General features: G+C 46.1%; 12 protein-coding genes. 5 read left to right on the forward strand and 7 right to left on the reverse strand.

Features of this window, described 5'->3' with window-relative positions:
• Positions 1–55: 55 nt before the first annotated feature.
• Positions 56–949: a DMT family transporter gene (locus AB4351_RS05525; RefSeq protein ID WP_102432216.1), complete on the forward strand. Its 894-nt coding sequence runs from the start codon at positions 56–58 to the stop codon at positions 947–949.
• Positions 950–1,077: 128 nt separating this feature from the next.
• Here AB4351_RS05525 and AB4351_RS05530 read toward each other — a convergent pair whose 3' ends face one another.
• The 3 genes from AB4351_RS05530 to ftnA all read right to left on the reverse strand — a co-directional run bounded on the left by AB4351_RS05530 (position 1,078) and on the right by ftnA (position 3,441).
• Positions 1,078–2,271: an NAD(P)/FAD-dependent oxidoreductase gene (locus tag AB4351_RS05530; RefSeq protein ID WP_213864798.1), complete on the reverse strand. Its 1,194-nt coding sequence runs from the start codon at positions 2,269–2,271 to the stop codon at positions 1,078–1,080.
• A gap of 250 nt (positions 2,272–2,521) precedes the next feature.
• Complete coding sequence (gene uspB, locus AB4351_RS05535; protein ID WP_048661272.1) at positions 2,522–2,845, reverse strand: universal stress protein UspB; 324 nt, start codon at positions 2,843–2,845, stop codon at positions 2,522–2,524.
• Positions 2,846–2,913: 68 nt separating this feature from the next.
• A complete protein-coding gene (ftnA, locus tag AB4351_RS05540; protein WP_017066029.1) occupies positions 2,914–3,441 on the reverse strand; it encodes a non-heme ferritin in 528 nt (175 codons plus the stop codon).
• A 189-nt stretch (positions 3,442–3,630) separates the two neighbouring features.
• On the opposite strand from ftnA, the gene uspA reads away from it, so the two are divergent.
• On the forward strand, positions 3,631–4,065 hold the full coding sequence (uspA, locus tag AB4351_RS05545) for a universal stress protein UspA (RefSeq protein ID WP_017060149.1): 435 nt from the start codon (positions 3,631–3,633) through the stop codon (positions 4,063–4,065).
• Between the two features lie 52 nt (positions 4,066–4,117).
• On the forward strand, positions 4,118–4,996 hold the full coding sequence (locus AB4351_RS05550) for a carboxylate/amino acid/amine transporter (RefSeq protein WP_372125325.1): 879 nt from the start codon (positions 4,118–4,120) through the stop codon (positions 4,994–4,996).
• A 147-nt stretch (positions 4,997–5,143) separates the two neighbouring features.
• Here AB4351_RS05550 and AB4351_RS05555 read toward each other — a convergent pair whose 3' ends face one another.
• The 3 genes from AB4351_RS05555 to AB4351_RS05565 all read right to left on the reverse strand — a co-directional run bounded on the left by AB4351_RS05555 (position 5,144) and on the right by AB4351_RS05565 (position 9,890).
• On the reverse strand, positions 5,144–5,734 hold the full coding sequence (locus AB4351_RS05555; RefSeq protein WP_102394321.1) for a hypothetical protein: 591 nt from the start codon (positions 5,732–5,734) through the stop codon (positions 5,144–5,146).
• 141 nt (positions 5,735–5,875) lie between these two features.
• Positions 5,876–6,655: a class I SAM-dependent methyltransferase gene (locus AB4351_RS05560; protein WP_017063046.1), complete on the reverse strand. Its 780-nt coding sequence runs from the start codon at positions 6,653–6,655 to the stop codon at positions 5,876–5,878.
• Between the two features lie 112 nt (positions 6,656–6,767).
• Positions 6,768–9,890 (reverse strand): EAL domain-containing protein, encoded by a 3,123-nt coding sequence (locus tag AB4351_RS05565; RefSeq protein WP_372051201.1) that lies wholly within the window; start codon positions 9,888–9,890, stop codon positions 6,768–6,770.
• 126 nt (positions 9,891–10,016) lie between these two features.
• Here AB4351_RS05565 and asnC point away from each other — a divergent pair, with 126 nt between their 5' ends.
• The gene (gene asnC, locus AB4351_RS05570; RefSeq protein ID WP_008218581.1) at positions 10,017–10,481 is read left to right on the forward strand and encodes a transcriptional regulator AsnC; all 465 of its coding nucleotides are present in this window, start codon (positions 10,017–10,019) and stop codon (positions 10,479–10,481) included.
• Positions 10,482–10,572: 91 nt separating this feature from the next.
• On the opposite strand, the gene prlC is transcribed toward asnC, so the two are convergent.
• A complete protein-coding gene (prlC, locus tag AB4351_RS05575; RefSeq protein WP_017071475.1) occupies positions 10,573–12,615 on the reverse strand; it encodes an oligopeptidase A in 2,043 nt (680 codons plus the stop codon).
• Positions 12,616–12,894: 279 nt separating this feature from the next.
• Between prlC and AB4351_RS05580 the strand changes: the two genes are divergently transcribed.
• Entirely contained in the window at positions 12,895–13,734 is an 840-nt protein-coding gene (locus AB4351_RS05580; RefSeq protein WP_137002170.1) for a 23S rRNA (adenine(2030)-N(6))-methyltransferase RlmJ, read from the forward strand.
• The last annotated feature ends 165 nt before the right edge of the window (positions 13,735–13,899 follow it).

Consider the following 13,899-nt stretch of genomic DNA (forward strand, 5'->3'; position numbering starts at 1 on the left):
CGACAGATAGACTAGGCGCTCCGTATTCTGTCCCATCAAATTAGAATGAGTTGCCATGAACGAACGTCGTGCCTTAGGCTTTGGCCTTTCCGCAGTACTGCTGTGGTCAACGGTCGCTACTGCTTTTAAGCTGACCCTTGCTGAGTTTTCACCTATTCAAATGCTGACTATCGCTAGCATTGTGTCGTCGATTGCGCTGATCGCAGTCTGCGCCTTTCAGGGCAAGCTTTCTCAGCTGAGTACTACGTTCCTTTCAAACCCTTGGTATTACTTACTGCTCGGCTTGGTCAACCCATTGGCCTATTACCTGATTCTATTCAAAGCATACGACCTGCTTCCCGCTTCACAAGCTCAAGCCATCAACTACAGCTGGGCGATCACGCTAACCTTAATGGCAGCGGTTTTTCTAGGGCAAAAGATTCGTAAACAAGATTGGATTGCGTGTACCTTCAGCTATGCGGGTGTGGTAGTTATTGCGACCAAAGGCGACGTGTTAGGCATGCAGTTCGATAGCCCACTCGGTGTGGCGCTAGCGCTGCTTTCAACTTTGCTTTGGGCGGGATACTGGATTCTCAACACCAAAAACAAGGCTGATCCCGTGGTGGGGGTACTGCTTGGATTCTTAGTGGCATTACCCTTCGCGATCGGTTTAACCATTTTTGAGGGCGAAAGCTTTAGCCAAATTACGGCGAAGGGTTGGATGGCGGTGACTTACGTTGGTCTATTCGAGATGGGCATTACCTTTGTATTGTGGTTATCAGCACTCAAGCTAACCAACAACACAGCTCGTATCAGCAACCTGATTTTCGCATCACCATTTATCTCGTTGATGCTACTTTCCACGATTATCGGCGAAGAAATTCACCCAGCGACACTGTTTGGCTTGGTACTGATCATTGCTGGTTTAGTGGTTCAGCAGATCAAATTTTCAAAAAACAAAACTGCGTAAATAAGAGCGAAAAGACTCGATTGATCGAGAAAGTCATCAATTGAGTTACTTTTAACTCTAAACTAGATACAAAAATGGCGAGTCGTATGACTCGCCATTTTTATGTAATTTTAAATCTATGGGTAAGCTTAAACCCACTGACCTGCTGCAAAGCCAGAACTCCAGCACCACTGGAAGTTATAACCTCCAAGCCAGCCTGTTACGTCCATCACTTCACCGATGAAGTAGAGGCCAGAGACGCTCTTACATTCCATGGTTTTTGAAGATAGGTGATTGGTGTCCACGCCGCCTAGAGTTACTTCGGCCGTTCGGTAGCCTTCGGTACCGTTTGGCGCGATTTTCCAATTTTCTAGGTGCTCTACGATATCATTCAGCTGTTTTTCATTGAACTGCTTAAGCGGCTTGTCTTCCAGCTCTTTACGATCAATCAACACTTCCACAAAACGCTTCGGTAGTGCTTTCGCCAAGGTATTTTTCAGGCTCTGATTTGGGTGCTTCTCGCGAGAGTTAGCCAGCAACTCAGCTAAATCGACTTCAGGTACTAGATTAATCGAAACCGACTGACCCGCTTTCCAGAACGAAGAAATTTGCAGAACTGAAGGACCCGATAGGCCGCGGTGGGTAAAGAGCAACGCTTCTTTGAACAAGGTTCCGTCTTGCGCGGTGATCTCGGCAGGAATTGCGATGCCAGAAAGCTCAGCGAAAGCTTCTTTATCTTCTTTATGCAGAGTGAATGGCACCAAGCCTGCGGTAGTTGGCATCACAGACAAACCAAATTGCTCGGCAATCTTGTAGCCAAATGGCGTTGCGCCCAGCTTAGGCATTGATAAACCACCGGTCGCTACTACCAGTGAGTCACACTCAACTTGGTCGGTATTGAGGTGCATCTTGAAGCCAATATCCGTCTTTTCGATGGAGTGAACGTCACAACGGTAGCGCTGTTCAACTTTCGCCAGCTTACACTCTTCAAGCAACATGCTCACAATGTCTTTTGCGGTGTGGTCATTCACACAGAACAACTGACCGTGGTCTCGCTCTTCGAACTCTATACCGTACTTGCTCACCATCGAGATAAAATCCCAGTTGGTGTATTGAGATAAAGCTGACTTCACAAAGTGAGGGTTGTTACACAAGAAGTTGTTGGCTGAAACATCATAGTTAGTGAAGTTACAACGGCCGCCACCTGAGATTAAAATTTTTCTGCCTGGTTTCTTTGCATGATCAACCACCAGCACTCGTCGGCCGCGTTTACCAGCTTCCGCAGCACACATTAAGCCCGCGGCGCCCGCACCAATTACGATTACATCAAATTTTTCACTCATGTGGTTCTGCTTTTCTTCACTTTTGCAGCCCGAGTACGCCCTGTTCTCGAAATGCCATCAATAAAAAAGGATGTGCATAAACAGCACATCCTTACTAATTGCTCGCTATTTTAGCGGCAATTTTAAACTTTGCAATTGATGTTCAATTGTACAATTTGCAGACAACATCAAAACCACGACTTGGCTTAGCAAACCAACAACCAAAGCTTTACATCAAAAACTAAGTTCTACTTCACACGCACTAAATAACTTAGACGATGAAAGAAGCCAGCAACGTTACACCCAGAAGGGCGGAAGAGAGTATGAATAACTGTCTCACACGATCACACTTGGAAGTGAACACTTCATCATGGTGATGGTGATACTCTTTGCTTTTGATGTAACTAAACAGACGAACCTGTTTGGTCATATTGCCATGAGTTGTGAAAAAACCGCCTCCGTCTACTTGTTGATAAAGTAGAGGATGCGCTTCTCGCATAATATAAATGAGCGTTCTTAGCGCAGTAAAATAACGCGCCCAGTTCACGCAAGTCACAACCATTAGTGCAAATAGAATAGTGTCGCCGCTGATCATCCTTTCCTCCCTACATCTTCATAAGAAAACTCAAAAGAAAAAGATAATCAGTGTCTTTCTCGTACTACCTAAACGGCAGGAGCTTCCATAATTGAAGATGAACCATCTTTTGCCAATTGCGCTAGGTCTTTATCAATAAAGAACAGTGCCTTACCGTCTTCACCAACAAGTTCTAGCTTATCCAATACACCTTTAAACAACTTCTCTTCTTCGTGTTGCTCTGCAACGTACCATTGCAGGAAGTTAAAGGTTGAGTAGTCTTGTGTGCTGAAAGCAACGTGAGCCAGTTTGTTGATCTTTTCAGTAATCATCTGCTCATGTTCATAAGTTTCACGGAACACTGCGCCAAGGCTTTCGAATTCGTGTTTTGGTGCTTCAATTGCACCCAGAATTGGCATTGCACCTGTTTCGCTTACGTAAGTGAAAAGACGCTGCATATGTTCCATTTCTTCTACTGCATGAACACGCAGAAACTCTGCTGCACCTTCAAATCCTTTGTCTTCACACCAAGCACTCATTTGTAAGTATAGATTGGATGAGAAAAATTCTAGGTTAATTTGATCATTCAGTTGCTCAACCATAGTTTTTGACAGCATTTAAGACTCCTAATTACATCCTCAATTTTCTCTACTATATCACTTTTTAATGAATATCTCGCAGGCCATTAGTTAACCAATATTTCGAGCTGTCATTACGCAAGACAGTGGATATGAGATCACTTCAGCAAAAAAAGCCACCGCATAGTGCTAATCTTTAAACAGACAATGAATAAAGGAGGTAGAGATATGAGTTACAAACATATTTTGGTCGCGGTCGATTTATCAGAAGACAGCAAATTAATTGTGGATAAAGCGGTAGCACTGGCAAAGCCATTGGAAGCCAAAGTCTCTTTTATCCATATCGATATTAACTACGCGGAACTCTACACTGGCCTGATTGATATCAACATGGCCGAAACGCAACATAACGCGATGGAAGCATCTCGTATTCAGCTGCAAAATTTTGCGGAGCACGCTCAATACCCGATCACCCATACCCTGGTGGGCAGTGGCGATTTGAGTCATGAGCTGTGTGACACCATCAACGAGTTCAATGTTGATCTCGTGGTTTGCGGTCACCATCAAGACTTTTGGAGCAAACTGCTTTCTTCAACACGACAACTGATCAACGCCTCTCCGGTTGATATGCTGGTCGTGCCTCTAAGAGATTCAGAAGACTAATGATTTAAGGTTAGGTAACATACAGCTCATATCTTATTAACGAAGTTTTACTATGAGCTATTTAGCTGGTGTTACCCTCCTATGGGCCTTCTCCTTTAGCCTGATCGGCGTTTACCTTGCGGGTCAGGTTGATTCTTGGTTCTCTGTTTTAATGCGTGTTGCCCTTGCTGGCGTCGTATTTCTTCCTTTCCTAAAGTTTCGCGGCGTATCACGTAAGCTGATCGCTAAATTGATGACTATTGGTGGTATCCAGCTTGGCCTGATGTACTGCTTCTACTATCAGTCTTTCTTACTGCTATCTGTTCCTGAAGTCCTTTTGTTTACCGTTTTCACGCCAATTTACGTCACGCTGATTTATGACTTTCTTAAAGGGCAATTCTCTCCGTGGTACTTAGTGACAGCTGCAATTGCGGTATTGGGCGCGGTATTCATTAAATTCGCAGGCATCAACGAAAACTTTTTAGTTGGCTTCCTTGTCGTACAAGGCGCGAACCTCTGTTTTGCTATCGGTCAGGTGGGCTACAAGGTGGTGATGGAGAAGGAATCGACCGAGTTGCCTCAGCGAACCGTATTTGGTTACTTCTACTTAGGGGCGCTATGTGTCGCGTCAGTGGCTTTCATGCTACTAGGCAACCCAGAGAAACTGCCCACCACCACACTTCAATGGGGAATCCTGATCTACCTTGGCTTGATTGCGTCGGGGCTGGGTTACTTTATGTGGAATAAAGGCGCGTGCATGGTGAATGCTGGCGCGCTGGCAGTGATGAACAATGCCTTGGTTCCTGCTGGTCTGGTGGTGAATATCCTGATTTGGAACAGAGATGTCGATTTGGTTCGCTTGTCTATTGGTGGCGCCGTTATCTTATTCTCTTTATTCGTCAATGAGACGTGGGTGAAGAAGCGTGTTGCGAGAGATGCTAGCAATGCCTAGCGCGTTAAGCTAACAAGCTGTATTTAACTAATAAGCTTTGTTTGACTAGCAAGATTCTTATTTAAAATAATATCCAGAAAGCAAAAGAGCGACCGTAGGTCGCTCTTTTTAAATCATCTGTGTAGCAATAAGCTCTTCGAATTAACTTCAGTGGATGTGATTGTGGCTCACCACCTGAGTCTTACTTTCAGTGAAGGCAACGTCATCAAGTTGTAGGTTGATGCGTTCCAGGTCACTTTCCAGTTTTTGGCTTTTCTTAAACAGCTTTTGCTGCTTCTTAATCATCTTCGCGAGCTTTTTGTTGTACTTCTCTTGTTTCTTCGCCGCTTTCTTCGCTTGTTTGAGTTCAGCTTTCTCATCGCCGCTCGCCTTCGCCATCAGTTTTTTCAGCTTGGCTTTTTTCTGTGCGGCTTCTTTTTTGGCAAGCTCAGGGGCCATATCAGCGGCGGCTGGATCGAACATTTGTACGCTCGGTTCAATTGCCTCGTTGATTTCCGCAAGCGACAGTTCTGGTGCAGGTAATGTTTCCGCTAGCAGGCCGCATGCGACTTTCTCTTCAACGGGTTTGTTTTGACAACCAAGAGGTGGAATTGCGGTGGGTTTGCATAGATTCGCTTGATCCGCCGAAGAACGCGCGCAAGAACGACACACGAACTTAGGTTCAGTCACCAAGCTGTGGATCTCGCCCAAGTGTTCGGTGATATCTCGACGGTTTAACTTACAAAAGCGTTTAGCCATGCTTCAACTCCAGCTAAGAATAATAATGATTCTTAGTTAGATATACATCTGTAACGCGACTATCGCAAGTGTTAAATGGCAATTTATCGTATTTATGACGGGAAATTTTCTTAGCGTGTATCTAAGTTATTGATGCTTCAATTAAGTCATTGATGCTTTCACATAGACGTCAAAACGGTTCTTTTTGGTTTCGATCGCCATGCTCGGTTTTTGCTCGTCTAACCAAGCTGCGTAATCCGGTCTTTTAACCACAACTCGCTTCGATGCCAACTTCATCGCTGGCTCAAATAGGCCATCAGCATCCAGATCGGCACCCACCAAAGATTGGAATACGCGCATCTCTTTTTTGACCAGAGCCGATTTCTTTTTGTTCTCTGGGTGTGGGTACATAGGGTCGAGGTACACCACATCAGGTTGTTCAAAGTCAGGATCGTTACTGAGCTTGTCTAAAGCATCGTGACTGGATGCGTGAATCAACTTCATGCGTTCAGTTACCCAACCACCGATATCTGGGTCTTGTTGCGCTCGCTGCAAGCCATCATCAAGCAGTGCGGCCACAACGGGGTGACGCTCGACCATTTGCACCTTACAACCTAGAGAAGCCAACACAAACGCATCGCGCCCTAAGCCTGCAGTACCATCAAGAATAGTTGGCGTTGCGCCTTTGTTTAAACCAGCTGCTTTGGCAATCGCCTGACCTTTACCACCGCCAAACTTACGTCGGTGACCAACTGCGCCTCCCACTAAATCAACAAAGATAGCGCCAAGCTTGGGCTCATCGACTTTACGTAGCTCAAGTCGCTCACTAGTCAGTACCAAAGCAAAATCGCTGCTTTCATCATGAGATAAGTTCCAGCGGGTCGCTAAGTCATTCAAATGATCGATTTGGGTAGCATCTTCGCAAATCAGTTGTAGTTGCAAGGTCGTCTCCAACAGACAGTAGTATTCAAAACAAAAGAGGCAACCAGTTTACCTGATTGCCTCAACAATACATATTAGCGGTGAAAAGTATTCCCAGCTAAAGTCGGCTTACCTAAACCAATGGCTCTGTCTCTCGCTCTTGTCTTAACTCTTCAACAAGCTCTGCGAGTGGCTTAGGTCGCCCTATGATGTAGCCCTGCGCGTAGTTCACACCCAGTTCGATAAGCTTGTCGATAATCTGGGTATTTTCAACGAACTCAGCCACGGTGTGCTTGCCCATCTGCTTGGCAAGATCATTGATCGAGCGAACCATCACATGGTCCATCTCATTCACATCAATATCACGTACAAACAAGCCATCGATCTTCACAATATCGACAGGCAGCTTTTTCAGATAGCCAAATGACGATAGCCCTGAGCCAAAATCATCCAATGCAATCATGCAGCCAAGCTCTTTGATTCGAGTGAAGAACTTGATCGCCTGCTTCATGTTACTCATGGCCGCTGTTTCGGTGATCTCTAAACAAATCTTATGACACGGTATCGATGAATCGCTCAGGCTATCTATCAAAAATTCGACAAACTCACGGTTACCCATCGAGTGACCGGAAAGATTGATTGAACACATCCCCAGTTCCTCAATAACCTCAGGGCGTTGCTCCAACCAACCCAAGGTTTGACTGACGACTTGGCGGTCAATCAAATGCGCGATGTTATAACGCTCTGAGGCTGGCATGAAGATCCCCGGGGAGATGTATTCCCCTTGGATGTTCTTGATGCGGACCAAGATTTCAAAGTGCATTTTATCGCTGTCTTCATCTAGGCCAAGAATTCGCTGCGCAAACAACTCTAAGCGATCGTTAGCCAAGGCCTCATGCACTAGGTTAACGCACTCCATCTCAAGATGGCGACGACGCAGGTCTTCATCATCTTGATGGTAAAGATGATAGCGATTGCGACCTTCTTCTTTAGCGGCATGACAAGCTGCATCCGCCTGAGCGTGCACCATCTGTGGTGAAGCTGCTGTATGGTCGATCAATCGAATACCGATAGAGCACGTCAGGTTGAGTCGAATATCATCCCACAAGAATGGATTCTCACTCATCATCGAGATAATACTGCGACACACATTCACCGCATCTCGTTCAGTACAGTCTTTCATCAGCACAGCAAACTCATCACCACCCATTCGCGCTAACACCGCATTGTAAGGCAGTACGTCTTCTAGCAGTTTGGCGCTAAACAAGATCGCAGCATCACCCGCTTCATGTCCTGCGGTATCGTTCAGCACTTTCAGCTGATCCAAATCTAGGAACAACATTGCGTGAGTTCGCATGTGGCTCTCAACCTCTTTCAGCGCCTTTTGCAGCTCTTGCTCAAAGTGGTTGCGGTTAAAGGTGTCAGTCAGTAGGTCATAGCGAGCCTGATACTCTAGCTTTTCAGAAAGCTCGTGCGTTTCGGTGATGTCTTCACCCACAATCAACAGCTGATCAGACTCCACCAACGGGCGGATATTTTCACGAATCCAGCTCTTGCTGCCGTCGGCATGGCGATATTCGATATCACGACGCCACACACCACGAATCTTATGCTGAGGTTGCAGCAAGATATGACGAGGAATCATCGCGTTCTCATCAACATAGAATTCTCTAGGGCGATGGCCCAACAACTGATCGAGAGGGTATCCCAAAAGCTCTTCGGCAAACTGGTTCACTTGTTGAATGCGATTATTGCCATCGAGCGTAATCATCATCACCGGCTGTTTGTCGTAATACAGCTTCAAGTTTGCTTCACGTTGGAACAGCTTATTCTCAGCAAGCTTACGTGAGGTCACGTCGCGCGCCTCAAAGAGAAACTGAATGTCTTCGTCTTCACTGCCCGGCATCGGCTTCAATGAAATATCCAACACCATCGCACCGCGATCTCGACACCACACCTCGGCTTCAAATCGTAAGGCTGGGTGCTCACTTTTTGCGATGAAATATTCGGCTAGCACTTCTCGCGCAGAACTTTCCCAATGTTGGTGTTGTTGCAGCGGCGTTCCCAGTTTATAGCCTTGATTATAAAGCAGCTCATGTAACTTGCTGTTACTCGACAGCAGCACGCCACCCTTATCAATGATGCCCATAAATTGCAGGCTCTGATCAAATATCGACTCCAACAGTCGTTGGCTTTGGCGACTTGCACGTTCGCTCTTCTTCAGACGGTTAAGGTAATACACCAACACCGCGATAACACACGACATGCTCAAGAACATTAAACCGATGGTGCGAATTTCATCGCGATAGCGCATTAAGAATGACTTCGGCTTATTGAGGAAGGTTACTGAGGCTTCATTCTCTGCACCCAAATCCCAACGTGAGATCTGTTGGTAATCGAGTTTGATTTCTGGCGCGCCAGCAACCACCAATGGCAATGGAGCCTTAGGATTGTTCAGCACGCTCAACAGCACGCGCCCCGTGTCTCGACCTTGCGTTTCTCCACTGTGGATCACGCCACCAATCGCACCAAACCCAAGTCCTAAATCATGCACAATATACAATGGCATCTGAGTTTTTTTGTTGAGCTGACGCCAGTCTTCTTTGCTGCTGACCCGACCATTGATGTCGCGGTAGTAGGCCCAGAACAACAAGCTTTTAGTTAGATCAGCGCGTTGCGCGAACGTCATCAGTTCTTGATAAGAATCAGGCGTATATTGCTCCACCATCCCAGAAAACTCAGGGCGTTTTTGTAGAAATAAATCCACTTGAGCGCGAATAGCTTCACCCGTTACCGAGTGATCGGTAACCACGTAAACTTTTTTAACCGTCGATTGAAGTCGATTGATCAGCTCAATATTGCTCGCCATATCAATATCTTCAGTGATACCGGTTGCGTGCAAGCCTTCAATCATTTGCGGAGAAAAATTGTTGATGCCACCAAAAATAACGGGCGTGCCATTGAGTTCGGGCGCTAAGCGTTTCATCAGATTGAGGGCGTTATTATCACTGACGACTACAGCGGCAAACTCTTCATGCGACAGCTTAGTGCGGTATAGCTGATAAATTCGCTCTAAGTATTCAGCGTTTTGAGTTCGCTTGGTATCGAGATAAACAACCCGGTAAGATAACCCATCGCGATCGAGCTCATCAGAAAGTCCTTTATGGAAATCATCTGTCCAGAAAAAGCCTTGATGATAAGAGTGAATAACCAACACATCTTTTGCCTGAGCTGAAGCAAAAACACTCCAACACATCACAATAAAAAATAACGAAAATCGCACTGAATTCACCCTAACCCTATAGTTACTGCTAATATTATCACCCTTGGCTATGATGTGTACTCAAGCCGGTATGTTTTTCATTCAACCTAAGGATTATGCATGTCCACAACCACAGCTCGTCTAGATGATCTAGACCGTGCCATTCTCAAAACCTTGATGGAAGATGCACGAACTCCTTACGCTGAAATGGCAAAGCAGTTCGATGTCAGCCCTGCGACGATTCACGTTCGCATCGAAAAGATGAGATCGGCAGACATTATCGAGCGAACGGAAGTTGTGGTAAACACCAAAAAACTGGGTTACGACGTGTGTTGCTTTATTGGCATCAACCTTAATGCTGCCAAAGATTACCACTCGGCGATCGCTAAGCTGAATGCCTTAGACGAAGTGGTTGAGGCGTACTACACCACTGGTGCTTACAATATCTTTGTAAAGCTGATGTGTAAGTCGATAGAAGAGCTGCAGTTTGTATTGATCGATAAGCTGCAAGCGATCGATGAAGTTCAGTCGACAGAGACACTGATTTCATTGCAGAACCCTATCAACCGCAATGTGAATCCATAACATTGATTCGCCTTGCTTGGCATAACGCACAGACAAAAAAAGAGCCTCTAACTAGAGGCTCTTTTCGCAATAAACTAGATAGTTACCGTGATTATGCGTTGATTCCCGCGTGGCGCAGCATTGCGTCGATTTGTGGCTCACGACCACGGAAGCGTTTGAACAGCTCCATTGGCTCTTCACTGCCACCCATTTCAAGGATGTTGTTCAGGAAGCGATTACCCGTTTCAGTGTTGAAGATACCCTCTTCTTCAAATGCTGAGAACGCATCTGCCGATAGCACTTCTGCCCACAGGTAGCTGTAGTAGCCCGCGCTGTAACCACCAGCAAAGATATGACCAAAGCTGTGTGAGAAACGGTTCCAATCTAGGCTTGGCAGTACCGACACCTTAGACTTAACATCCGCTAGCGTTTCTAGTACGCGAGCACCCACTTCAGGGTCGTATTCTGTGTGTAGCGTGAAATCGAACAAACCAAGCTCTAGCTGACGCAGGATAAACATCGCAGATTGGAAGTTCTTCGCCGCTAGCATCTTCTCTAGCATCTCTTTTGGTAGCGCTTCACCCGTTTCGAAGTGACCAGAGATGAACGACAGCGCTTCTTCTTCCCAACACCAGTTTTCTAGGAACTGACTTGGTAATTCAACCGCATCCCAAGGCACGCCATTGATACCCGCAACTGCGCCCGCTTCTACTTGCGTCAGCATGTGGTGGATACCGTGACCGAATTCGTGGAACAAGGTCACCACTTCATCGTGAGTAAACAGTGCTGGCTTATCACCAACTGGCTTATTGAAGTTACACGTTAGGTAAGCAACCGGGGTCTGTAGCTCGCCAGATTCGGTAATGCGACGACCACGACAGTCATCCATCCAAGCGCCACCACGTTTGTGTTCACGTGCGTATAGATCTAGGTAGAAGCTACCACGCAGTGTTCCAGTCGCATCAAAGATATCAAAGAAACGCACTGACTCATGCCAAGTGTCTACGCCTTGACGCTCTGTTACCGACATACCAAACACGCGGTTCAGTACCTCAAACAGACCTGAAACCACATTAGATTCTGGGAAGTAAGGACGAAGCTCTTCATCAGAGATCTCGAACAGTTTCTGTTTTTGTTTCTCACTGTAGTAAGCGATGTCCCACAGGTTTAGCTCAGAGACACCAAATTCTTTCTCAGCAAACTGGCGTAGCTCTTCAACTTCTCGCTCACCTTGCGGTTTGGCTTTTACTGCTAGGTCGTTTAGGAAGCCAAGCACTTGGTCTGGCGTTTCTGCCATCTTAGTCGACAGTGATTTTTCGCTGTAAGTACTGAAACCAAGCATGCGCGCGATCTCGTGGCGCAGCTTAAGTTGCTCGGTGATGATCTCAGTGTTGTCCCACTTACCTGCGTTTGGACCGCGATCTGAAGCGCGCGTTACGTACGCTTCATAAAGCTCTTTACGCAGTTCTTGGTTATCACAGTAGGTCATCACAGGTAGGTATGATGGGATATCTAAAGTCAGTAGGTAGCCTTCTTGCTCTTTAGACTCAGCCGCCGCTTGAGCTGCCGCCAGTGCTGATTCAGGCATACCTGCCAGCTCAGCTACGTCTGTGATCTGCTTGCTCCAACCCATGGTTGCATCAAGCACGTTATTTGAGAATTGAGAGCCTAACTCAGACTGGCGCTTGCTGATCTCGCCGTAACGATGCTGTTCATCTGCAGGTAAGCCAATGCCCGACAATTCAAAGTCGCGCAGTGCGTCGGTAATAGTTTTTTGTTGAGCTCGGTTCAGTGCAGAGAATGCTTCACTCGCCTTGATCGCTTTATACGCTTCGAACAAGCCTTTGTGTTGGCCAACCCAAGTGCCGTATTCAGATAGCACAGGTAAGCAGCTCTCATACGCTTCACGCAGTTCGTCACTGTTCACGACAGAGTTCATATGGCTTACAGGTGACCAAATGCGACCTAAACGATCATCCACTTCTTCAATTGGAGCAACTAGGTTGTCCCAGCTTGGTGAAGTATTACCTTCAAGTACTTGTTCTATCTTGTTGCGACACGCTTCAATCACTTGCTCAACTGCAGGCTTTACGTGCTCTGGCTTGATCTGTGAAAACGGAGGTAAGTCCGTGAAGGTTAATAGCGGATTAGACATATAAACATTCCTTTGGCTTTAGAGACTTTCGTCTTTTTTGTAATGAGGTCGTCTTACAGTCATCAGGCTAAAGTTCGCCCTAAAAAATCACCTGCGAATAGTTATTAAATAGTGCCCATAAAGGCAAATTTCAATAGTAGAACCAATAACTAACTGCAGATAGCTGACGACTGTCCCTGAATTGTTCGAGAATTTATGGTCCATTGAGGGTTATAATGGTCTGATTAACCCCACCTACACTAACCACACTCTAATTCGAGAGTGTTACGAGAGTTTAATTTGTTAAGTTATCGCCACAGCTTCCACGCAGGTAACCATGCCGACGTAGTAAAGCATATCGTACAGAGCCTTATTCTTAATTCTTTGAAACAAAAGGATAAGCCTTTTGTTTATCATGACACTCACTCTGGTGTAGGTCGTTACGACTTAACGCATGAATGGTCTGAAAAAACCGGTGAATACAAGCAAGGTATTGCTCGTGTGTGGGAGCAAACAGACCTTCCTGAAGACATTCAAAGCTACCTTGAGTCTATTTCCATTCTCAATAATGGCGAGAAACTGCGTTACTACCCGGGTTCTCCACGTGTTGCACGTGCACACCTGCGTGACCAAGACCGCATGGTACTGACTGAGCTTCACCCAGCCGATCACCCGCTGCTTGAGCAAGAGTTCCACCGCGACCGTCAGGTATCTATCTACAAAGAAGATGGCTTCCAACGCTTAAAAGGAAGCCTGCCACCAAAAGAGCGTCGTGGTTTAGTACTGATCGACCCACCTTATGAGCTGGCAAAAGAGTATCGTGATGTCGTGACAGCAATCGCTCAAAGCCATAAGCGTTGGGCAACCGGTATCTACGCAATTTGGTACCCGGTAGTAAACCGTTGTGACATCGAAGACATGATCGAAGGCCTTGAAGGCTTAGGCATCAACAAGATTCTACAAATCGAACTTGGCGTATCACCAGACACCAACGAGCGTGGTATGACAGCATCAGGCATGATCGTGATTAACCCGCCTTGGAAGTTAGAAAGCCAAATGAAAGAGATTCTTCCATTCTTGAAGGAAGCAATTGCGCCGGCGACCGGTCACTTCAAAGTAGAGTGGATCGTACCCGAGTAATCTCGAATCCACATCATAGACAGAAGAATCTTCAATAGACTGTGATGTGGACGAATAAATTTTAAACAGGGAGATTGAGTTCAACCGATCTGCCCTCAATATAATAATTAGACAATTTAAGAATCTATAGGACGTAGGTGTTCAGTGCGCTCACTGTACCCACAG

This window comes from Vibrio sp. 10N.261.51.F11, from assembly GCF_041471665.1.
In the GTDB taxonomy this organism is placed as follows: Bacteria; Pseudomonadota; Gammaproteobacteria; order Enterobacterales; family Vibrionaceae; genus Vibrio; species Vibrio crassostreae_C.

Excerpts from the sequence above, each read along its gene's own strand:
- asnC (WP_008218581.1), top strand. The coding sequence starts at position 10,017 with ATGTCCACAACCACAGCTCGTCTAGATGATCTAGACCGTGCCATTCTC.
- uspA (WP_017060149.1), top strand. The coding sequence starts at position 3,631 with ATGAGTTACAAACATATTTTGGTCGCGGTCGATTTATCAGAAGACAGC.
- prlC (WP_017071475.1), bottom strand. The coding sequence starts at position 12,615 with ATGTCTAATCCGCTATTAACCTTCACGGACTTACCTCCGTTTTCACAG.
- AB4351_RS05565 (WP_372051201.1), bottom strand. The coding sequence starts at position 9,890 with ATGTGTTGGAGTGTTTTTGCTTCAGCTCAGGCAAAAGATGTGTTGGTT.
- ftnA (WP_017066029.1), bottom strand. The coding sequence starts at position 3,441 with ATGCTGTCAAAAACTATGGTTGAGCAACTGAATGATCAAATTAACCTA.
- AB4351_RS05550 (WP_372125325.1), top strand. The coding sequence starts at position 4,118 with ATGAGCTATTTAGCTGGTGTTACCCTCCTATGGGCCTTCTCCTTTAGC.
- AB4351_RS05555 (WP_102394321.1), bottom strand. The coding sequence starts at position 5,734 with ATGGCTAAACGCTTTTGTAAGTTAAACCGTCGAGATATCACCGAACAC.
- AB4351_RS05525 (WP_102432216.1), top strand. The coding sequence starts at position 56 with ATGAACGAACGTCGTGCCTTAGGCTTTGGCCTTTCCGCAGTACTGCTG.
- AB4351_RS05530 (WP_213864798.1), bottom strand. The coding sequence starts at position 2,271 with ATGAGTGAAAAATTTGATGTAATCGTAATTGGTGCGGGCGCCGCGGGC.
- uspB (WP_048661272.1), bottom strand. The coding sequence starts at position 2,845 with ATGATCAGCGGCGACACTATTCTATTTGCACTAATGGTTGTGACTTGC.